Source organism: Serratia sp. JSRIV004 (assembly GCF_019968705.1).
Lineage (GTDB): Bacteria > Pseudomonadota > Gammaproteobacteria > Enterobacterales > Enterobacteriaceae > Chania > Chania fonticola_B.
Window position 1 is genome coordinate 6010943 of the sequence record NZ_CP074140.1, and the last position, 21554, is coordinate 6032496.

The 21554-nt window shown below is 51.5% G+C and carries 17 protein-coding genes; 9 read left to right on the top strand and 8 right to left on the bottom strand.

What is annotated here, in order from left to right; all coding sequences use genetic code 11:
- Positions 1–7 precede the first annotated feature (7 nt).
- Entirely contained in the window at positions 8–1426 is a 1419-nt protein-coding gene (mdtD, locus tag KGP21_RS28605) for a multidrug transporter subunit MdtD (RefSeq protein ID WP_223498637.1), read from the top strand.
- Here mdtD and rbsR read toward each other — a convergent pair.
- The 7 genes from rbsR to kup form a co-directional block, all read right to left on the bottom strand.
- Positions 1423–2424, bottom strand: a complete 1002-nt coding sequence (rbsR, locus tag KGP21_RS28610; RefSeq protein ID WP_021181450.1) for a ribose operon transcriptional repressor RbsR — start codon at positions 2422–2424, stop codon at positions 1423–1425. The two genes, mdtD and rbsR, sit on opposite strands and share 4 nt — an antisense overlap.
- A 4-nt stretch (positions 2425–2428) precedes the next feature.
- Positions 2429–3355 (bottom strand): ribokinase, encoded by a 927-nt coding sequence (gene rbsK / locus KGP21_RS28615; protein ID WP_059199294.1) that lies wholly within the window; start codon positions 3353–3355, stop codon positions 2429–2431.
- A gap of 62 nt (positions 3356–3417) precedes the next feature.
- Entirely contained in the window at positions 3418–4305 is an 888-nt protein-coding gene (gene rbsB, locus KGP21_RS28620) for a ribose ABC transporter substrate-binding protein RbsB (RefSeq protein ID WP_024484669.1), read from the bottom strand.
- A gap of 25 nt (positions 4306–4330) precedes the next feature.
- Positions 4331–5299: a ribose ABC transporter permease gene (gene rbsC / locus KGP21_RS28625; RefSeq protein WP_059199292.1), complete on the bottom strand. Its 969-nt coding sequence runs from the start codon at positions 5297–5299 to the stop codon at positions 4331–4333.
- 6 nt (positions 5300–5305) lie between these two features.
- Entirely contained in the window at positions 5306–6811 is a 1506-nt protein-coding gene (gene rbsA, locus KGP21_RS28630; protein ID WP_094982448.1) for a ribose ABC transporter ATP-binding protein RbsA, read from the bottom strand.
- Positions 6812–6818: 7 nt separating this feature from the next.
- Positions 6819–7238 (bottom strand): D-ribose pyranase, encoded by a 420-nt coding sequence (gene rbsD, locus KGP21_RS28635; RefSeq protein WP_021181445.1) that lies wholly within the window; start codon positions 7236–7238, stop codon positions 6819–6821.
- Positions 7239–7405: 167 nt separating this feature from the next.
- Positions 7406–9274 carry a low affinity potassium transporter Kup gene (gene kup, locus KGP21_RS28640; RefSeq protein ID WP_059199291.1) on the bottom strand — a complete coding sequence of 623 codons (1869 nt, stop codon included), beginning with the start codon at positions 9272–9274 and terminating at the stop codon, positions 7406–7408.
- Between the two features lie 309 nt (positions 9275–9583).
- Here kup and ravA point away from each other — a divergent pair, with 309 nt between their 5' ends.
- Positions 9584–11092 (top strand): ATPase RavA, encoded by a 1509-nt coding sequence (gene ravA / locus KGP21_RS28645; protein WP_115160455.1) that lies wholly within the window; start codon positions 9584–9586, stop codon positions 11090–11092.
- A gap of 2 nt (positions 11093–11094) precedes the next feature.
- Positions 11095–12558: an ATPase RavA stimulator ViaA gene (viaA, locus tag KGP21_RS28650; RefSeq protein ID WP_223500562.1), complete on the top strand. Its 1464-nt coding sequence runs from the start codon at positions 11095–11097 to the stop codon at positions 12556–12558.
- A gap of 3 nt (positions 12559–12561) precedes the next feature.
- On the opposite strand, the gene asnA is transcribed toward viaA, so the two are convergent.
- On the bottom strand, positions 12562–13554 hold the full coding sequence (gene asnA, locus KGP21_RS28655) for an aspartate--ammonia ligase (RefSeq protein WP_021181441.1): 993 nt from the start codon (positions 13552–13554) through the stop codon (positions 12562–12564).
- 155 nt (positions 13555–13709) lie between these two features.
- Between asnA and asnC the strand changes: the two genes are divergently transcribed.
- From asnC to KGP21_RS28685, 6 genes are all read left to right on the top strand, one after another.
- Positions 13710–14171 carry a transcriptional regulator AsnC gene (gene asnC, locus KGP21_RS28660; RefSeq protein WP_021181440.1) on the top strand — a complete coding sequence of 154 codons (462 nt, stop codon included), beginning with the start codon at positions 13710–13712 and terminating at the stop codon, positions 14169–14171.
- A 364-nt stretch (positions 14172–14535) separates the two neighbouring features.
- Positions 14536–15123 (top strand): DUF308 domain-containing protein, encoded by a 588-nt coding sequence (locus KGP21_RS28665; RefSeq protein ID WP_223500564.1) that lies wholly within the window; start codon positions 14536–14538, stop codon positions 15121–15123.
- Positions 15124–15171: 48 nt separating this feature from the next.
- Positions 15172–15486, top strand: coding sequence for an acid-activated periplasmic chaperone HdeB (gene hdeB, locus KGP21_RS28670; protein WP_223500565.1), 315 nt, complete (start codon positions 15172–15174; stop codon positions 15484–15486).
- A gap of 195 nt (positions 15487–15681) precedes the next feature.
- The gene (locus KGP21_RS28675) at positions 15682–17148 is read left to right on the top strand and encodes a basic amino acid/polyamine antiporter (RefSeq protein ID WP_059199287.1); all 1467 of its coding nucleotides are present in this window, start codon (positions 15682–15684) and stop codon (positions 17146–17148) included.
- 85 nt (positions 17149–17233) lie between these two features.
- Positions 17234–19606 (top strand): Orn/Lys/Arg decarboxylase N-terminal domain-containing protein, encoded by a 2373-nt coding sequence (locus KGP21_RS28680; protein WP_209523448.1) that lies wholly within the window; start codon positions 17234–17236, stop codon positions 19604–19606.
- Between the two features lie 72 nt (positions 19607–19678).
- On the top strand, positions 19679–21190 hold the full coding sequence (locus tag KGP21_RS28685) for a basic amino acid/polyamine antiporter (RefSeq protein ID WP_071925985.1): 1512 nt from the start codon (positions 19679–19681) through the stop codon (positions 21188–21190).
- Positions 21191–21554 lie beyond the last annotated feature (364 nt).

The following is a 21554-nucleotide window of genomic DNA, read 5'->3' on the forward strand; positions in this document are numbered from 1 at the left end:
GATCACGATGACAAAATCTGCACGCAGCATGGCAGGGTTGCCTTGGATCGCCGCGATGGCGTTCTTTATGCAGGCGTTGGATGCCACTATTCTCAATACCGCCTTACCGGCGATAGCCCACAGCCTCGACCGTTCCCCCTTGGCAATGCAGTCGGCGGTGATCAGTTACACCCTGACGGTTGCGATGCTAATCCCGGTGAGCGGCTGGCTGGCCGATCGCTTCGGCACCCGGCGGGTGTTTATTATCGCCGTATCCCTGTTTACCTTTGGCTCGCTGTTGTGTGCCTTGTCCCCGACGCTGAGTTTCCTGGTCGCCTCACGTATTTTACAGGGGATTGGCGGCGCGATGATGATGCCGGTGGCACGCCTTGCCCTGTTGCGGGCCTATCCGCGTAGTGAGCTGTTGCCGGTACTGAACTTTGTCACCATGCCTGGCCTGGTTGGGCCAATAATGGGCCCGCTGCTTGGCGGCTGGCTGGTGACCTACGCTACCTGGCATTGGATCTTCCTGATTAACATCCCGATAGGCTTACTCGGCATCATCTACGCCCGCAAATACATGCCGGACTTCACCACGCCAAAACGGCCGTTTGATTTCATCGGTTTTATACTGTTTGGCCTTAGCCTGGTACTTATCTCCACCGGCCTGGAGCTGTTCGGCGAGCAGGTACTGGCCAATTACATTTCTCTGGGAGTGTTCCTGAGCGGCTTTGTGATGCTGTTTGGCTATATCATTCACGCCCGCCGCCACGCTCAGCCACTGATTGGGCTGGATCTGTTCAAGACCCGTACCTTTTCCGTCGGCATTGCCGGTAACGTGGCCTCGCGGCTAGGGACTGGCTGCGTTCCCTTCCTGATGCCGTTGATGCTGCAGGTGGCCTTTGGCTATTCGGCGATTGTCGCCGGTTGCATGATGGCACCGACGGCGGTGGGTTCTCTGATGGCCAAGTCTACCGTTACCCAGGTGTTGCGCTGGTTCGGCTATCGTAAGACGTTAGTAGGTATCACTATCATTATCGGCGTATTGATTGCGCAGTTCTCTCTGCAAAGCCCAGGTATGCCGCTGTGGCTGATGATTTTGCCGCTGTTTGTTCTAGGGATGGCGATGTCGACGCAGTTTACCGCCATGAATACCATCAGCCTGGCAGACCTGAACGATGGCAACGCCAGTTCCGGCAATAGCGTATTGGCAGTGACGCAACAGCTGTCTATCAGCTTTGGCGTTGCGATCAGCGCCGCCGTGTTGCGCTTCTATGGTTCAATGGGGATTGGCACCATGATCGATCAGTTCCACTACACCTTTATTACCATGGGGATAGTGACCGTTGCTTCGGCCTTCGTCTTTATGCTGTTAAGAAGAAAAGACGGCAATAACCTGATCACCGGCAAAGAGAAATCACGCAAAGAAGCGAAGGCTACCAGTTAACGGTAACCGACGGAGTCTCTCTCCACCAGCTCTGGCGTCAGCACCAGGATCTGGGCATCCCGTTCAGGGTTTTGCAGGCGATTGATGAGCGCATCGATCGCCAGTTCCCCTAGCGAATCTTTGGGCTGATGAATGGTGCTGAGCGGTGGAGCCAGATATTTGGCCAGTTCGATATCGTCGTACCCCATCACGGCCATATCCTGTGGTACCACCAGCCCGGCCTGATACAGCGCCTGATAAACGCCGACGGCGACGGCATCGTTGCCAGCAAACACCGCATGAGGAGGTTCGGCTAACGCCAGCAACTGCTTCATGGCATGCACGCCCCCTTCAAACTCAAAGTCGCAATACACCTCATAGCCCGGCAGGATTTCAAGGCCGGCACGCTTCATGGCGCGGCGATAGCCTTCCAAACGATGGCGCGCGGTCGTTTTATCCAGCGGCCCGGCGATACAGGCGATTTGGCGATAGCCGCGAGCGATCAGATGATCGGTAGCCATTTCGCCCCCCAGCAACGAGTTATCCTGAATGATATCGTTGGCCCCTTCGAACGGCGACCAGTCCATCATCACGATCGGCAAAGAGGGGTAGCGGCTTAGAGCATCCTGCGAGGGGCGATGGTTTTCGGTACACATCACCAGCAGGCCATCCACCCGCTTTTGCAACAGCGTTTCCATGCTGCTGTTCATACGCGCCACATCTTCCTCTGTGTTGCACAGGATCAGGCTGTAGCCACGCTCGTAGCAGCTGCGTTCCACGCCGCGCACCACTTCGGCATAAAACGGGTTATTACTGGAGGTCACCAGCATACCAATGGTGCGCGTCGTATTGAGTTTCAGGCTACGCGCCAGTGCGGAAGGGGCATAGTTTAGCTGTTCCACGGCCACCATGACTTTGTCACGCACGCTGTCGCTGACAAAGCGATTGTTATTGATCACGTGCGAGACCGTCGAGGTTGAAACACCCGCCAGGCGGGCGACATCTTTCATGGTAGCCAAAGCGTTATCCCTGTTGCTGCAAAAAGGCGTCAATCTCTTCACGCCATGGCACGGAAGGCTGTGCACCCGGCCGGGTAACGGCAATGGCCGCCGCCGCATGGGCGAAACGCACCGCATCGCTCATCACTTTACCTTCGAGCAAAGCAGTAACCAGAGCACCGTTGAACGTATCACCGGCCGCGATGGTATCCACCGCTTTGACCTTAAAGCCCGGAACCAGTTTGCCTTTACCGTTTTCGCTCAACCATACGCCACGACTACCGAGGGTGATAATCACGCAGCCAATACCTTTATCATGCAGGATGCTGGCGGCACGTTCGGCGTCAGCGTCATTATTCACCGCGATACCGGTCAGCCGCTGGGCTTCGGTTTCGTTCGGGGTGATCATGTCAACCATGGCTAACAATTCGTCAGGCAGCTCACAGGCCGGAGCCGGGTTGAGGATCACCTGGGTTTGGTGCTGCTTGGCCAGTTTGGCGGCGGCAATCACCGTCTCCAGCGGTGACTCAAGCTGCATCAATAGCGCATCGGCATCGATAACCCGTTGCCGATAGCGGTTGAGATATTCGGGAGTGACCGCCGCGTTGGCACCGGCATCGATACCAATCACGTTTTCGCCTTCGGCATTGACGAAAATCAGCGCTACGCCGGTAGTACTGTCGGCAATAGCTTCAATCGGTTGGGTATCAATGCGATCGGTTGCCAGCTGTTGGCGAATACGTTCACCAATATCGTCTGCACCTACGCAGGCAATAAAAGCAATGTCCGCACCGCTGCGCCCGGCAGCCACCGCCTGGTTAGCCCCTTTGCCACCAAAGGCAACCTTATACTGCTGGCCGATCACCGTTTCGCCCGGCTGGGGAAACTGGTTGATATTGAGGATATGGTCGGCATTGATGCTGCCCAAAACCACCAGCTTTGCTGTTTCCATCACAGGGTTCCCTAAAATTGCGCGCCATCGTCACGCCCCGTTCCGATGGCGCTGGAGATGACTTACTTGGTAACCAGTTTCAAATCAACCGGGATAGTCGCCGGTACTTTCTCGCCTTTCAAGATCTTATCTGCCGTTTCTACGCCAATCACGCCGATTTGATCCGGACGCTGTGCCACGGTGGCAGCCAGTTTACCGCCTTCAACCGCTTTCACGCCGTCTGCGGTGCCGTCAAAACCAACGACGATGACATCCGTTTTACCAGCGGTTTGCAACGCACGCAGCGCGCCCAGTGCCATTTCATCGTTCTGTGCAAACACCGCCTGCACGTCTGGATGCGCGGTCAGCAGGTTCTGCATCACGTTCAGGCCCTTGGTACGATCGAAGTCCGCCGGCTGGCTGGCCAGCAGTTTAAATTTGTTCTGCTCCAGTGACTGTTGGAAGCCTTCGCCACGTTCACGGGCAGCAGATGTCCCGGCAATGCCTTCCAGCTGGATCACTTTAGCGTCAGCCCCGGCTTTCTGGGCAATAAAGTCACCGGCCATTTTACCGCCCACGCGGTTGTCGGAAGCGATATGGCTAACCACTTCGCCTTTCGCTGCCATACGGTCGAGCGTAATGACCGGGATCTTGGCCTGGTTGGCCATCTTGATGGCGTTACCTACCGCGTCAGAATCGGTTGGGTTAATCAGCAGCAGTTTCGGGTTCTGCACCATCAGATCCTGCACGTTGGCCAACTCTTTCGCCGGGTTGTTCTGGGAATCCAGCACCACCAGGTTGTAACCCAGTTTGTTGGCTTCCAACTGCGCCCCTTCTTTCATCGAAACAAAGAACGGGTTGTTGAGCGTAGAAACCACCAGCGCGATGGTGTCTTTTGCCAGGGCGTTAGCACTCAGGGTGGCGGTTAACGCGATGGCCGAAACTAAGGTTGCCAGTTTTTTCATTTTCATGGTCGTGATTCCTGTAGGGGAGAGGTTACTTGTTACTTTTGTTGTCTACCAGAACCGCCAGCAGAATAACGGCTGCTTTCACGATCATTTGGTAGTAGGAAGAAACACCCAGTAAATTCAAACCGTTGTTCAGGAAGCCAAGGATCAGCGCCCCGATCAGGGTACCGACGATGCGCCCTTTACCCCCAGCCAGGCTGGTACCACCCAGTACCACCGCAGCGATGGCATCCAGCTCATAGCCGGTACCCGCAGTAGGTTGCGCAGAGGACAGGCGCGCCACTTCAATGACCCCAGCCAGTGCCGCCAGCAGGCCGCACAGGGAGTAAACGATGATTTTAACCCTATCAACGCTGATACCGGAAAGGCGGGTAGCCGCTTCGTTGCCGCCCAGCGCATAGATATAGCGGCCAAGACGGGTATGATGCAGCATATACCAGGCGGCGACAAACACGATGGCCATGATCCAGATCGGGGTAGGAACGCCTAACGGGCGGCCAATCCCGAACCAGCCGAAGGCGTCGGCAACGTCGGTAAAGCCGGTATTGATCGGGCTACCGTTGGTGTACACCATGGTCACGCCGCGCAGTAACAGCATCATCACCAGGGTGGCGATAAACGCCTGAACCTTGCCTTTGGCCACGATTATGCCGGTGCAGGCTCCTACCGCAGCCCCCAATGCCAGCGCAGCTGCCACAGCCACCACCGCATTGACTTCAAATCCGACAATCGAAGCGGCTACCGCCCCGGTCAGCGCCAACAGCGAGCCGACCGACAGATCGATGCCGGAAGTCAGGATCACCAAGGTCATGCCGACCGCCATAATGGCATTCACCGAGGTTTGCTGCAGAATATTGAACAGGTTATTAACGGTGAAGAAATTCGGGCTCATCGAAGACACCACGGCAATCAGCACCAGCAGGGCAATCAGCGATTTCTGCTCCAACAGCCACTCTTTACTGAACCAGCGCTTAGCTGCAACACTTTGTGAACTCATATCTGATTACTCCTGCTTTACGCCGTATTGCTTGCCAACGGCTGCTGCCATCAGCACTTCCTGGGTGGCCTGTTCAATCGGGAATTCGCCGCTGAGGTGGCCTTCATGCATCACCAGGATGCGGTCGCTCATGCCCAGCACCTCCGGCATTTCCGAAGACACCAATATGATGCTCAGCCCTTCCTGCTTGAACTGGTTGATTAACTGGTAGATCTCTTTTTTGGCCCCGACGTCGACGCCGCGTGTCGGTTCATCGAGGATCAGCACCTTTGGCCGGGTCATCAAGCCACGGGCAATCGCCACTTTTTGCTGATTGCCGCCGGAAAGCAGGCCAATCGGCTGCTCCATCGACGGCGTTTTGATATTGAACAGGCGGATAAAATCGCTGACGGCGATCTGCTCGTCGGCATGTTTCAGGCCACCACCGGCGCGGCTGAAGTAGCGCAGCGCGGTCAGCGACATGTTTTCCTTCACCGACATCCCCAGCACCAGACCATCACGCTTACGGTCTTCGGAGATATAGACAATGCCGTTAGCCAGGCCGTCCTGAGGAGTACGAGTCACCACCTCATGGCCGTCCAGATTCACGGTGCCGCTTTTACGTGGCGCCGCTCCGTACAGGATCTTCATCAGTTCGGTACGCCCAGCCCCCATCAGGCCAGCCACACCCAAAATCTCACCGCGGTATAAAGTAAAGCTGACGTCATGCACGCCAGGGCCGGAAACGTGGCTCACCTGCAGGCGTTTTTCACCGCGCGGCAGGTTCAGACGTGGATACTGCTCTTCCAGCTTGCGACCCACCATCATTTCAATCAGCGAATCTTCATTCAGTTCGGCAACCGGCCGCTCGGCAATAAATTGCCCGTCACGGAATACGGTCACATCGTCGCAGATTTCGAAGATCTCTTTCAGGCGGTGGGAGATATAAACAATACCGCGGCCTTCGGCTTTGAGCTCGTTGATCACTTTAAACAGCGAGGCGGTTTCGGTATCGGTCAGGGCATCGGTCGGCTCATCCATGATGATCACTTTGGATTCAAAGCTCAGCACCTTGGCGATTTCCACCATTTGCTGATCGCCGATCGACAATTCCCCCACCAGCCGGTGGCTGCTGTAGCGCAGGTTCAAACGCGCCAGCAGTTTGTCCGCTTCGGCATACATGCGTTTCCAGTCGATGCGGCCAAAGCGGTTAACGAACTCGCGGCCAAGAAAGATGTTCTCGGCAATGGTCAGCTGCGGGATCAGGTTCAGTTCCTGGTGGATGATGCCGATACCCGCGTCCTGCGAATCCTTCGGCCCGTTGAAGGCCACTTCCTTGCCGAGGAAATATTGGCTGCCCGCATCTTTGTTATAGATACCGGTCAGCACTTTCATCATGGTGGACTTGCCAGCACCGTTTTCCCCCACCAGCGCCATCACCCTGCCGGGATAAACGCTCAGGGCGGCCCCAGAAAGCGCCTTCACGCCGGGAAAGGCCTTATCGATCCCCTTCAGTTGCAGTAAAGGTTGCATAGGCGCCTCAGAAAGTTACGCCGGAGCACAGGATCACGTTCGCGTAGGGCGAACATTCTCCGCTGCGGATCACGGCCCGGCTATGTTCGGTTTGCGCTTTAAACGCGCTGTGGCTGATATAGCTGATGCTGATGGTATTGCCCTGGTGTTGGCCAAGCTGAGTCAGTTGAGCCAGTAATGCCTCGTGGAGCGACGGGTTATGCTTGACGATCTCTTCCGCCAGGATGGCGCTCTCTACCTGCATTTCCTGCGTCACCACGCCTACAACCTGCAAGAATGTCGGCACCCCTTGGGTCAGCGCCAGATCGATACGCGGCGTCACGGCCGGGATCGGCAAGCCTGCATCGCAAATCGCGATCTGATCGGTGTGGCCGAGACGAGAGACCACCGCAGAAACGTCAGAATTCAGTAGTACGCCTTTTTTCATGAGTAAACTCCAGCAGCGAAACGTTTCGCTATTGAGTCAGTGTAGAAAATCAGCAGAGGAAGACAACCCTGTCATAGCGGAAATGTGATCGCCATCGAAACGTTTCGCTCACGTTTGATAAAGCGTAGCTAAAAAAGAAGGGCCCAGCAAATGCTGAGCCCTCTCTTTTAGATTTCGACCTGGGTTCCCAGTTCGATGACCCGGTTGGGCGGGATCTCAAACTGGTCGGCAGCCCGCAATGCGTTGCGGCTCAGGGCGATAAACAGCTTGCCGCGCAGGAACAGATACCACGGCCGTTTGGTGAGGATCAGCGATTCATGGGACATAAAGAACGACGTCTCCATCATCCGGCATGGCAGCCCTTCCAACCCACAGCGGTGGAAGACTTCCTCAACGTTCGGCGTTTCACGCCAGCCATAGCTGGCTACCACTCGCCAGAAGGTCGGTGACAATTGCTCAATCGTCACACGCCGGACGTTATGCACATAAGGGGCATCTTCGGTACGCAAGGTCAGCAGCACTACCCGCTCATGCAGCACTTTGTTGTGCTTGAGGTTATGCAACAGGGCAAACGGGATCACGTTAATCGCCCGCGACATAAACACCGCAGTGCCCGGCACGCGAACCGGTGGCGATTTTTCCAGTGAGGCAATCAGTGCTTCAAGGGAGTTACCGTGCTCATGCATCCGGCGCAGCAGGCGGAAACGTTCACTCTTCCAGGTGATCATGATCAGGAACATCACCAGGGCCAACATCAGTGGCAACCAACCGCCAGAGAACAGTTTCAAGGCGTTCGCCGAGAACATCGGCACATCGATAATCAGCAGCATCACCAGAATGCCTCCCACCAGGAAGCGATTCCAATGCCAATTCTTGATGGCGACGGAAGTGATCAGGATGCTGGTCAATACCATGGTGCCGGTCACCGCAATACCATAGGCCGCGGCCAGGTTACTGGAGTGTTCGAAGCCCACAATCACCAACACCACGGCGATATACAGGGTCCAGTTGATCACCGGGATATAGATCTGGCCGGACTCCATTTCCGAGGTATGAATGATGCGCATCGGTGACAGATAGCCCAGACGAACGGCCTGGCGGGTCAACGAGAAAACGCCGGAAATGACCGCCTGCGAGGCAATAACCGTGGCCAGCGTAGCCAATATCAACAGCGGGATCAGCGCCCAATCGGGGGCCAACAGGAAGAACGGGTTCTTGATCGCTTCCGGATTTTTCAGCAGCAATGCGCCTTGGCCGAAGTAGTTAAGCACCAGCGAAGGCAGCACCACGGTGAACCAGGCCAGGCGGATCGGGAATTTGCCAAAGTGGCCCATATCGGCATACAGCGCTTCCACACCGGTAATCGACAGTACCACCGCACCGAGCGCGAAGAACGACACCTTCTTATATTCAACAAAGAAGTTGAGGGCCCATTTAGGGTTCAGCGCCTGCAACACTTCCGGGTTGGCGATAATGCTGCGCGCCCCCAGGACCGCCAATACGATAAACCACAGCAGCATCACCGGGGCAAACAGTTTGCCCACGCTACCGGTGCCATGTTTTTGGATGGCGAACAGTAAGGTCAGTACCAGAATAGACAGCGGGACGATGTAGGGATCAAGCGACGGGGCTGCAATCTCCAACCCTTCGATCGCCGACATCACCGAGATCGCCGGGGTGATCACTACCTCGCCATAGAAGAAGCTGCCACCAATCAGGCCCAGGATCACCAGCAAAGAGGTCGTACGTGCCGAGGTATGGCGCCCAGCCAAAGACATCAACGTCAGTATCCCGCCTTCACCGGCGTTATCCGCACGCATGACGTAGGTGAGATACTTCAAGGAAACGATGACGATCAACATCCAGAAGATTAAGGAAAGAAAACCAAACACCACGTCGGGACGGACATCAAAACCGTAATGACCGGAAAAACATTCTCGCAAGGTATAGAGCGGGCTGGTGCCGATATCACCGTAAACGACCCCAATAGCCGCCAGGGTAACCGCCGATAAAGACTGTTTATGTTCTGTGCTCATAGTTTGCTTCTTTTGCTAGATCATCCGTCAACCGATGCATCAGCATCAGGTTAAAGATACGGGCTCCAAGATCCGTCACACCCGGTAAAAGGCGCACAGTATGCATCATTTATAGCACTTGCCTACTCTACTATCTGACCCCAAAAATAAACAAAATGTGAATCACCCCCCTTGTTGAGCATAGAAAAATTTTACTAATCAACCAGCTATAGGGCTAAAAATAATGATGGTTTATCATCGGATTCTCTAGCAAGATTGGCTGTCGGCCTGGGTGGCAGGCTCTAACCTCCGGACAACGCGAGCTATTTTATGGCGTCATCAACACTTCTGGCAGAACGGATCGCCCGCCTCAGCAGTGCGCTGGAGAGCGGCCTTTATGAACGGCAAGAGGCTATCAGGCTTTGCTTGCTGGCAGCCTTGTGCGGCGAAAGCGTGTTCCTGCTGGGCCCGCCGGGGATCGCCAAGAGCCTGATCGCCCGCCGGCTGAAATTTGCCTTCCGCAGCGCTCGCTCCTTTGAATACCTGATGACGCGCTTTTCCACGCCGGAAGAGGTGTTTGGCCCGCTGTCGATCCAGGCTCTGAAAGATGAAGGCCGCTATCAGCGTCTGACTGCGGGTTATCTGCCCGAAGCCGAGATTGTCTTTCTTGATGAAATCTGGAAGGCTGGCCCGGCTATCCTCAATACCCTGCTGACCGCGATCAACGAGCGCCGCTTCCGTAACGGTAATAGTGAAGAGCCCATTCCCCTGCGCCTGCTGGTCACCGCCTCCAATGAATTACCCGAGGCCGATAGCAGCCTTGAAGCGTTGTATGACCGTATGCTGATCCGGCTGTGGCTCGATAAGGTGCAGGATAAGCAGAATTTTCGCTCGCTGTTGGTAGCCCGGCAGAATGAAAACGACAACCCGGTGCCCGAGGCACTAAGCATCAGCGATGAAGAGTTCCACCAATGGCAACCGCTGATCGATAAGGTCAAACTGCCGGAAAACTGCTTTGAACTGATCTTTCTGCTGCGCCAACGGTTAGACGCCTTGGAACAGGCGCCTTATGTTTCCGACCGGCGTTGGAAGAAATCCCTGCGCTTACTGCAAGCCTGCGCCTTTTTCAGCGGCCGCGACACCATTGTACCGTTGGATTTAATGCTGTTGAAGGATTGCCTGTGGCACGATCGGACATCATTAAAGTTGTTACAGCAACAAATCGATCAGTTGCTGACCGAACAGGCCTATCAGCAGCAAACCTTGTTGATCCAGCTACAGCAGATCCACACCCGCTGGATGCAGCATCAACAGCAGCAGAGCCATCGTCAGGCAATCCAACTGGTGAAAAAAGGCGGCATGTTCAGCCGCAAGCCACAATACGTGCTGGAGCATCCGCTCACTGGCACCACTTTGACGCTGCTGCTGCAAAAACCGTTACAACTGCACGACATCCAGGTTAACCACCTGAGTATCGAAAGCAGTATGCTGGAAAACTGGCTGCAAAAAGGGGGCGAGGTACGCGCCAAGCTTAACGGCATTGGTTTTGCCCAGCAGATCGATCTGGAAGTCGATGAGCAACTGCATCTGACCGTGCTGGACGTCAGCCGCCAGCCCTCCCTGCTGGCCCTGCCGGGTAAACCGACCGGGGGAACCCCGCCAGAATTCCTGGACGAAATAGAAACGCTAAGCCAGCGCCAGGCAGAGCAGCGGCGGTTATTCAGCCAGCATCAGCCTTGCCTGTTCACCCCTGCCGCCGGGTTGGCGAAAATTGAAGCCAGCCTGTTGCAGGTGGCCGAGCAGATCAAACAGCTGTCCCAGCAAATGCGCGGACAGTAACCATGCTGAGCCTCGAAACGCTCGATATGCTGTTGTCGATCTCCGAAGGCGAGCTGATCGAAGAACTGATCATTGGCATGTTGGCAACGCCGCAATTGGCGGTGTTTTTCAATAAATTCCCGGCAATACGTCGGGCGATCAACCGCGATCTGCCTCAATGGAAGCTGCAACTGAAGGATCGCATTCAGCAAGCCGTGGTGCCGCCGGTGCTGGCGCAAGAGTTTTACCGCTATCAGCAGTGCCAGTTGGAAAGCCACGGCCAGTTCTCGCAAAACCTTAACGACACGCTCGATCTGCTACGCCAATGCGCATCGCCGTTTTACGCCCAGGCACGGAGCATGGTGGACGCCGCCGACCTCCCCGCTCATCCGCTCGATGGCAGCTTCCAGACCCTGTTTCTGCAACGCTGGCGCATTAGCCTGACGCTGCAGGCCACGATGCTGCACCATAAGTTACTGGAGCAGGAGCGTGAACAACTGATGGCCGAGCTGCAAGAGCGGCTGGCACTGAGCGGCGCACTGGAACCTGTGCTGGCAGAGAACGACACGGCCGCAGGCAGATTGTGGGATATGAGCAAAGGCCAGTTACAACGCGGTGACTACCAACGGCTGGTGGAGTACGGTGACTTCCTGCAACAGCAGCCAGAGCTACAAAAGCTGGCACAGCAACTGGGCCGCAGCTATGAAGCCAAAGCTGTGCAGCAACAAGATGCGCAACCTGAACCGTACCGGGTAATGGTGCAGGTACCCGCCATTCAGCCGGAAGAGGTCAGCGGTATACACCAAAGTGACGACATCCTGCGGCTACTGCCACCCGAACTGGCGGCGCTGGGCATTGAAGAGTTGGAGTTTGAGTTTTACCGGCGGCTGCTGGAAAAACGGTTGCTGACCTATCGCCTGCAAGGGGATGCCTGGCAGGAACAGATCATGATGCGTCAGGTCACTCATCAGCAGCAGGACCGGCAGCCACGCGGGCCATTTATTGTCTGCGTAGATACTTCCGGCTCAATGGGCGGCTTTAATGAACAATGCGCCAAGGCCTTTTGCCTGGCACTGCTGCGCATCGCACTGGCAGATAACCGCCGCTGCTACATCATGCTGTTTGCCAGCCAGATTGTGCACTATGAACTGACGGCCGCCAGCGGTATCGAACAGGCAGTGCGGTTCCTGGGCCAGCATTTTCGTGGCGGGACGGATTTGGCCGCCTGCCTGAACGCCACTGTCGGCAAAATGGCGGAAAGCGACTGGTTTGACGCCGATGCGGTGATTATTTCCGATTTTATTGCCCAGCGGTTGCCGGAAGAGGTGATCAAGAAGGTGAAGTCACAGCAGCACAGCCACCAGCAACGCTTTCATGCGGTGGCTATGTCAGCCTATGGCAAACCCGGCATCATGCGCATCTTCGATCATATCTGGCGCTTTGATACCGGGTTAAAAAGCCGTTTACTGCGGCGTTGGAGTCGCTAGCTGTTACAGCAGCCCAGCAACGCTCTCGCGTACTTCTGGTCCCCACACGCCACACTGAACCTGCCCAATATGCGACAGTTGCAGCAGCAGCATCACCAGGCGTGATTGGCCAATACCGCCACCAATCGTCTGAGGCATTTCACCACGCAGCAGGGACTGGTGCCATTCCAGCTTCAGGCGATCCAGATCGTCGGTTAACGTCAGCTGATGTTGCAGCGCCGCCGCATCAACGCGGATGCCCATTGAAGAGAGTTCAAACGCATCCTGCAGCACCGGGTTCCACACCACGATGTCACCGTTCAACCCTTTCAGCCCTTCGATACCTGGCGTGGTCCAGTCATCATAATCCGGTGCACGTACGTCATGGGATTTGCCATGTGAGAGTTTGCCACCAATACCAATCAGGAATACTGCTCCCAATTCTTTGGCGATCGCACGTTCACGGCCTTTGGCATCCAGCTCAGGGTAACGTTGCAGCAGCGTTTCGCTGTGAACAAAGTGGATCTGTTCTGGCAGGAACGGTGCCAGACCAAATTCACGGCTCACCGCGGCTTCCGTTTCTTTTATAGAGGCATAGATACGCTTAACGGTATCTTGCAGGTAAGCCGGGCTACGTTCGCCATCTCCCATTACACGTTCCCAATCCCACTGATCGACATACACCGAGTGGATCGGCGTCAGGCGATCTTCATCCGGGCGCAGCGCTTTCATATGGGTATACACACCTTCACCCGCGCTGAAATCGTGCTCGCCCAGGGTTTTACGCTTCCATTTAGCCAGCGAGTGCACCACTTCAAACGTCGAGTCCGGTAGGCTTTTGACCTTCACCTGAACGGCTTTTTCACTGCCCGAAAGGTTATCTTGAGTACCGTCACCCAGTCGGCTGAGGATCGGAGCCTGCACTTCAATCAGGCCAAGCTGCTGTTCCAACTGGCGGGAGAAGAAGGATTTCACGAAGCTGATTTGTTGTTGTTTTTGGATAAACTGCTTTTTCATTGCCGTATCTCTTGAATAACCTGTCTAGTTGCCAATGATTAAGCAACAGAATGGCATCTAAATTCAATATCCATCAATCAATATTGCCTTTTCGCTTTTAATCAGTCATTTTTAAGCGGTGATAATTCAACAAACGGCAATTAAAGGGGCATTTAATGGCAGAAATTTATCAGATCGATAATCTCGATCGCGGCATCCTCAACGCGTTAATGGAGAATGCCCGCATGCCTTACGCCGAACTGGCGAAGAATTTTGCCGTCAGCCCCGGCACCATTCATGTGCGCGTGGAGAAGATGAAACAGGCCGGGATCATCACCGGAACGCGGGTTGATGTGAACCCAAAGCAGCTGGGTTACGACGTCTGCTGTTTTATCGGCATCATATTGAAGAGTGCCAAGGACTACCCTTCGGCGCTGAAAAAGCTCGAAAGCCTGGAGGAAGTAGTGGAAGCCTATTACACCACCGGCCACTACAGCGTGTTTATCAAGGTGATGTGCCGTTCGATCGATGCGTTGCAACAGGTTCTGATCAACAAGATCCAGACCATCGATGAGATTCAGTCAACGGAGACGCTGATCTCCCTGCAGAATCCTATCATGCGTACCATTACGCCTTAATAAGCGATTTTTCACAGCCCACAAGCCTCTATGATAGGCCCGTGGTGCTGTGTAAAACAGCCCAAACATGATTTGAGTAAAATCAAAAAAAGATTGAAAATCGAGTTTACGGAGGGCACGTTTGCATCAATAGGGTGTTTCTGAAGCATGTTGATCAATTGTTGATTAATTTGGTTATGCACGTAAATATCAGTAATCTGTTAATAATTATAAATGTAAGTCTTACATATGTAGGAATCATACGACATCTGTCGTTATATGCTCTTATATACCTAATGAGTCGTTTAAAATATTATTCTCTCACTTTATAGAACTACACTTTGATCATGCGCTGATAACAGGCGTGGCAAGCAAGGGAGAGATCATGGTTTATATTGACAGTGATACCATTAACAAACTCAGTCTCCGGATATTGAGCAAATATAAAAAAACAGTTTTGTTTTTAGCCGTATTGTTTTTACTGTGCGGCACTTTATGTTTACTGATCCCTGTCTATTCTGGCATTGCTTTGAGCTACCTTATAGGAAGCTTATTTGTTATTTCAGGGGTATACTCCTTCGTCAGCGCATTCGCTTTCATAAAAAACACTTCGAGTTTTTTTTCATTGCTTCTGTTCGGTATTATCTATGCTTTTCTGGGAGTGAGTTTTTTATCAAGCCCCATGATAGGAATGAATATTCTTTCAATGCTCATTTGCATTCTATTTTTGTTAGGGGGATTGAGTCGTCTGACCACAGCATTTAACAATAGTGAAATGATTGGGCGTTACTGGTGTATTTTTATCGGGATCCTGGATTTTGCTATTGCATTCCTGTGGCTGAGTGCTGGTGAAAACACATCATATCTATTAACCGTAATGTTAATCGGTCTTGAAATGGTGTTAACTTCATGGTTTTTCTTCATGCTTAACTATGGTTTAAACCATCATAAGGACAGTTACTCCGGCGCATAATTTCGACACATTTTTCAATATTTTCATTATTAACAGGAGATAATTATCATGACTAAACTTACCAAAAATATCCTTATCGCTTCCGCTTTGGTTGTAGCTGGCATTAATGTTGCCAACGCAGAAACCACGGTTAAAACAACCCCGCAGGATATGACTTGCAAAGAATTTATCGATCTGAATCCTAAGGCAATGACCCCCGTAGCATTCTGGGTGGTCAATAAAGATAATGTTTTTCAGCAAGGTGATTATGTTGACTGGAATGAAGTAGAAACCACCTACGTTCCACTGGTCATCAAAGCCTGCAAGCAAAAACCTGAAAGCAAGCTGGAAGAATTTAAGCAGTGGATTAACGACATTAAATAATGTCTATCAGATAAAGTCAGCTATCTACGATAACTGACTTTATCTGTATAAAAAATTAACTCCACACTAATACCCTTCAAAATTAGTTAGTACTCTCAGCATTAATTTCGGGAATTCTACCTTAAAAGGAAAAAGGATTTACGCTAAAAAAAATAACAATCTACACCGTTATTTTTTATAAGAGGAAGATAAATTATGCCTACAGGCATAGCAGGAAAAGATAGCAATCAAAAATTAGGTCTTTTGGCATTAGTTGCTATCGTCGTCAGTTCGATGATTGGCAGCGGCGTTGATGGGCTACCACAGAATATGTCCGCCAGTTCAGCAGTAGGTTCTGTGACTATAGCCTGGCTAATCTGCGGTTTCGGAATGTTTTTCATTTCTCGTACATTTATTATTCTTTCGGATATTCGGCCAGACCTACAGGCTGGCATCTACATGTATGCTCAGGAAGGCTTTGGTACCTTCTGTGCATTTATTGTCGTATGGGGCTATTGGCTGATGACTATTTTCAGCAACGTCGCCTTTGGTATCATGGTGATGGATACGCTGAATTATTTTATCCCGGGAGGTTTTAGCGGCGGGAATAATATTCCTTCAATTATTGGCATATCAATTCTCATCTGGGGATTCAATTTTTTAGTGTTGTCTGGCACAAGACTGGCTGGTGCGGTAAATATTATAGGGACGTTAGCAAAATTAATACCTCTAGTGATATTTGTATTCGTTCTGGTTTATTTCCTTAACGTTAACGAACTCACCAGTAACATCTGGGCAAACAATCCTTTATTTCCTAAGGAGTATCTAGGCTCGGTATTCTCCCAGATAAAGTCGCCACTTGATGTTGCTCTATGGTGTTTTATTGGTGTTGAAGGTGCCGTTGCGTTGTCTGGAAGAGTAAAAAACAAAAAAGATGTCGGCAGGGCAACCTTAATTGGTTTTATCATTTCACTTATCATATGTATCTTGATTTCTATCCTGCCTTTCGGGGTCTTGACTCAAAAACAACTGAGCGTGATCGCCACGCCATCAACGGCAGGGATCCTGAAGATTGTTGTCGGCGAGTGGGGCGAAAGACTGATTAATATTGGTGTGCTGATCTCGGTGTTAACCAGTTGGTTAGCCTGGACCATGATTTGTGCAGAAATCCCTATGGTTGCGGCCCAAAATGCAGCTTTCCCAGAAAAATTTGCCAGACGAAACCATCAAGGAGCGGCATCGGTTTCACTATGGGTCAGCAGCGCTTTAATGCAGCTTGTGGTTTTGATGGTTTACTTTTCAAGTAACGCCTGGATAGCCATGCTCTCGATTTCAGCCTTGACAGTTTTACCCGTCTATCTGCTGTCCACCGCTTACTTATGCAAGTTATGTATCAATGGTGAATATAATAATTATGTTCGTAATGGTCGTATCAGTGCACTAATCAGTGGTGTCATAGGGCTGTTATTTTGCTTGTTTATGTTTTACGCCAGCGAGCCGAAATATCTTGCCATGGTGCCAATGCTTTTAACTCTGGGATTACCGTTATTCTTTTGGGCACGTATCCATGATGGAGGAATAAAAAAAATATTTAAGGGTAATGAAATGAAAATTTTCTTATCATTAATCGCTCTTGATGCATTTACAGGATTTCTCTTTATGAATGGTACGATAAAGCTATAACCCAATTTTTGTTGTTCTGACGTCATGTTTTGTCGCCTATTAATCGGTGGCCACTCATTTATTCATTCAAAAAAGGTAATTAATCATGAAGTTTAATCACAATATTTTGTTTGTATCCTCTCGAGGATTAAAACAAAATAATCCCGCGATACAAGCTCTCGAAGAGCTCAACGCGGCGGTTAAAGCCAGAGGGTTTACCACCTTCATTGTGGATCAAATTAGCGATGCAGTGAAGGTTGTTAATGAAAGCCAAAAATACAGTGCGGTAGGGATCTGCTGGGACTCAAGCAATCCTGAAACAGGTATTGAATGTCAGGAGTTCATTGATGTTTTCCGTAAGCGAAATGCCACTGCGCCTCTTTTCTTATTATCTGAAGATAATGTCACTGACGGGGTGCCCCTTGCTATACTCAAAGAGATAAATGAGTATATTTATTTATTTTCTGAAACCCCGACCTTCACTGCCAACCGTATTTATACGCTTATTCACCGATATGCTGAAAACCTGCTGCCGCCTTACTTTAAAACGCTAAAAAACTTTACCGAAGACGGCGACTATTACTGGGACTGCCCAGGGCATATGGGCGGCATGGCCTATTTAAAGCATCCTGTCGGTACCGAATTTATCAACTTCTTCGGCGAAAACATGATGCGGGCCGATATCGGGGTCGCTACCGCTGAAATGGGGGATTACCTCATTCATGCTGGGCCGTCCAAAAAATCAGAAGACATCGCCGCAGAGCTTTTTGGCGCTGATTGGACGTTCTATGGCGTTTCCGGCTCATCCGGCTCCAATCGTATCGTGGCTCAAGGGGCGGTCGCAGCGGATGAAATTGCCATTGTCGACCGTAACTGCCATAAATCGCTAAATCATGGTCTTACCCTTTCCCAGGCACGTCCAGTTTATCTTAAGCCCACGCGTAATGCCTATGGGCTGATTGGCCCAATACCGACTCAACGCCTGAAAAAAGAAAGTATTGATGAGTTGATCGCCAAAAGCCCGCTGACTTCAGATGCGGTAGACACCTCGCCTACTTATGCGGTTGTCACTAACTGTACCTATGATGGTTTCTGTTACAACGTTAATGACGTGGTGAAATATCTGGGAGCCAGCGTACCACGTATTCATTTTGACGAAGCCTGGTATGCATATGCCCGTTTCCATCCGATGTATAAGAACCGTTTCGCCATGGACGTTGAAGACACTCCCGATCGTCCGACCATTTTTGCCGTGCAGTCGACCCATAAAATGCTGCCTTCTCTATCAATGGCCTCAATGATCCATGTGAAAAAAAGCCACCGCGCGCCGCTGGATTTTGATGATTTTAACGATTCCTTCATGATGCACGGCACCACATCTCCCTTTTATCCGATCATTGCTTCAATTGATGTAGCGGTAAGTATGATGCAGGGAGACTCCGGTCGTTCCTTGGTACAGGAGTCGATCGATGAAGCCATCGCGTTCCGTAAAGCCGTCGTTTCCGTTAAACGCCAAATTCGTGAGCAAGAGGGCGAATCAGCCTGGTTTTTTGACGTTCTACAACCGACGGAGGTTCATGATAAGGCAACGGGTAAACAGTACAGCTTTGAAGAGGCTCCGCTTGAGCTACTCAACCAGGGCCCTGAATGTTGGGAATTGTGTGCGGGCGATAGCTGGCACGGCTTTCACGATGAAGATCTGGTTGATACCAATAGCATGCTTGATCCGGTAAAAGTCACCATTACCTGCCCAGGCATTAATCTGGACGGTAGTTATCAAGAACAGGGGATCCCTGGCTATTTGATTACCAAATTCCTCGATGACAAAAGGATTGAAATTGCCCGCACCGGCGATTACACGATCCTCATTCTGTTTTCTGTAGGTATCACCAAAGGAAAATGGGGCACGTTAATTGAAAGCCTGCTGACCTTTAAAAAACTCTATGACTCCGATGCGCTTGCCGTTGATGCTATTACATCTTTGAAAGGTCTATCACCGCATTACGATAACTTGACCCTGAAACAACTCTGCCAGCAGATGCATGAAAAAATGCGCGAGCTGGATCTGATGAACCACATTAATGAGGCGGTTAATACAGACCCTGAACCGGTGATGACTCCGTCTGCGGCCTATCAGAAAGTGTTGCGCTATAAGGCGGAACACATCCGCCTGGATGACTTTTCTGGCCGTATTGCCGCCAGCATGTTGGTCCCTTATCCGCCAGGTATTCCAGTATTAATGCCAGGTGAACGTCTGCCAGTGGGCGACAAAGGCATTATGGGCTATCTGCGTGCTTTACAGGAGTTTGATAAGCACTTCCCAGGTTTTGAACATGAGATCCAGGGTATCAACGTTGATGAAAATGGTGATTTTTGGGTAAGAGCCATCATTGAAGATGAACGCGAAGCCGTAAAGCGGCCGGAACAGCTCCGTTTCAAACGCCGGGTGTCTCCAACAATTAAAAAAGGTCGTCAATAATCAGCTGGTTATCTCATCACTCCGACCCGCCAGGGCCGGGGTGATGTCTATTCCGATGCAAGGGTTTTATTTATGTCAAATCAATCTTCAACATCAGCAACAAGTGCTACTGACGCAGCAAAGACGGACGGCGAGCACAAGCTCGGGCTAATTGCATTAATCGCCATTGTTGTAGGTTCTATGCTGGGCGGTGGGGTATTTAGCCTGCCCCAAAACACAGCTGCTACCTCGGCAGTAGGGCCGATCATTATCGCGTGGCTTATCGCAGGTATTGGTATCTACTTTATCGCTAACTCGTTTCGCCTGTTGTCCGACCTGCGCCCAGACCTACAGGCGGGTGTCTATATGTACGCCCAGGAGGGCTTCGGCTCATTTATTGCTTTCAACGTCGCCTGGGGATACTGGCTGATGACTGCCTTTGGCAACGTCGCCTTCGCCGTAATCTTGATGGATGCGTTAAACCAGTTTTTCCCCGGTGTATTCACCGATGGGAATAACCTCAATTCAATTATCTGCGGTTCGGTTTTGATTTGGGGTTACAACTTCCTGGTCTTGTCCGGGACAAAAGTTGCAGGTTTTGTGAACACTCTCGGTACTATCGCCAAACTTGTACCACTGGTGCTGTTTGTTGTCATACTGGGCTTCTTAATCAACTATTCTCAGCTGTTTAGCAACTTTTGGGGAACGGCACCACAAATCGTTGAAGGGGTCGGCAACCACGCTAAGCCCGTATCATTGATGTCGCAAATTCTGGCCCCAATGACGGTAACACTATGGGCATTTATTGGCGTAGAGGGCGCCGTCGTTCTTTCAGGACGCGCCAAAAACAAGAAAGATGTCGGTAAGGCCACGCTACTGGGCTTTCTATTGGCGCTTATCATCTACATACTGATGTCAATATTGCCGTTTGGCGTTATGCCACAGGCTGAACTTTCTCAAGTCAGTAATCCATCAACCGCAGGCGTCCTGGCGAAAGTAGTCGGTCACTGGGGTGGTTGGTTAATGAACGTAGGATTGATTATTTCCGTACTGGCAGGCTGGCTAGCCTGGACGATGCTCTGCGCCGAAATTCCCATGGTTGCCGGGCAAAAAGGCGCTTTCCCACGGGCTTTTGCGCGCACCAATAGCAAACAGGCCGCCAATGTTTCCCTTTGGGTCAGCAGTTTTGTGATGCAGGCCGCGATGTTATTAGTCTATTTTTCTAATGACGCCTGGAACACGATGTACAACATTAGTGCGTTGATGGTGGTGCCTGCATACATCACCACGACCTTGTATATGGCGAAAATTTGCCTCAATCGAGAGTATGATCAGTATGCCAAAAAGGGGCGTAAATTTGCCCTTGTCAGCGGCATTCTTGGCGTCATATTCTGCCTGTTTATCCTTTATGCCAGCCAAATCCAATATGTAGCACTGGTCCCCATTCTGCTTACCTGCGGGCTACCGGTGTTCATATGGTCTCGTAAAGAGAAGGGTGACAATCAGCCGCTGTTCCAGAATAAAGAAATTTTTTATCTGGCTATCCTGTTGCTGCTTGATGCCATCGTCATCTGGTTGCTAATGATGGGGCGCATCACGCTATAACCGATCTTTTGCCCCCTAGCCCGGGAGAAGCTAGGGGAGCAAAGCTGCGATTTGAAGACCTTAGGGTTTGATGAAGGAATGGGTGACAGGGTTAACCATAGCCGCGGCTGATCATGTCATCATACTGCCAGCCTGCTTCTGCGCTCATGCACAGGGCTTTCGCGCCCCCCTCTGTCTTATCCACCAGCTGAAAAATAAAACTTATCCTCACATAGCAACCACCACGGCAAGGTTGGCAAGATGGCTTCAGCCCCCGCCAACAGAATTTCTAGCTAGTTAAATCAATCAATTATGAAAAAATAGCACCATAATTGTGTCTGATGAACCGTAGATGTTGTGGGTGGATCCAGATTCCCTCGATCGT

Bases quoted from the DNA above. Each gene is read 5' to 3' on its own strand.
- mdtD (WP_223498637.1), top strand. From the start codon at position 8: ATGACAAAATCTGCACGCAGCATGGCAGGGTTGCCTTGGATCGCCGCG.
- rbsK (WP_059199294.1), bottom strand. From the start codon at position 3,355: ATGGAAACAGCAAAGCTGGTGGTTTTGGGCAGCATCAATGCCGACCAT.
- rbsB (WP_024484669.1), bottom strand. From the start codon at position 4,305: ATGAAAATGAAAAAACTGGCAACCTTAGTTTCGGCCATCGCGTTAACC.
- rbsC (WP_059199292.1), bottom strand. From the start codon at position 5,299: ATGAGTTCACAAAGTGTTGCAGCTAAGCGCTGGTTCAGTAAAGAGTGG.
- rbsA (WP_094982448.1), bottom strand. From the start codon at position 6,811: ATGCAACCTTTACTGCAACTGAAGGGGATCGATAAGGCCTTTCCCGGC.
- rbsD (WP_021181445.1), bottom strand. From the start codon at position 7,238: ATGAAAAAAGGCGTACTACTGAATTCTGACGTTTCTGCGGTGGTCTCT.
- kup (WP_059199291.1), bottom strand. From the start codon at position 9,274: ATGAGCACAGAACATAAACAGTCTTTATCGGCGGTTACCCTGGCGGCT.
- ravA (WP_115160455.1), top strand. From the start codon at position 9,584: ATGGCGTCATCAACACTTCTGGCAGAACGGATCGCCCGCCTCAGCAGT.
- viaA (WP_223500562.1), top strand. From the start codon at position 11,095: ATGCTGAGCCTCGAAACGCTCGATATGCTGTTGTCGATCTCCGAAGGC.
- asnA (WP_021181441.1), bottom strand. From the start codon at position 13,554: ATGAAAAAGCAGTTTATCCAAAAACAACAACAAATCAGCTTCGTGAAA.
- asnC (WP_021181440.1), top strand. From the start codon at position 13,710: ATGGCAGAAATTTATCAGATCGATAATCTCGATCGCGGCATCCTCAAC.
- KGP21_RS28665 (WP_223500564.1), top strand. From the start codon at position 14,536: ATGGTTTATATTGACAGTGATACCATTAACAAACTCAGTCTCCGGATA.
- hdeB (WP_223500565.1), top strand. From the start codon at position 15,172: ATGACTAAACTTACCAAAAATATCCTTATCGCTTCCGCTTTGGTTGTA.
- KGP21_RS28675 (WP_059199287.1), top strand. From the start codon at position 15,682: ATGCCTACAGGCATAGCAGGAAAAGATAGCAATCAAAAATTAGGTCTT.
- KGP21_RS28680 (WP_209523448.1), top strand. From the start codon at position 17,234: ATGAAGTTTAATCACAATATTTTGTTTGTATCCTCTCGAGGATTAAAA.
- KGP21_RS28685 (WP_071925985.1), top strand. From the start codon at position 19,679: ATGTCAAATCAATCTTCAACATCAGCAACAAGTGCTACTGACGCAGCA.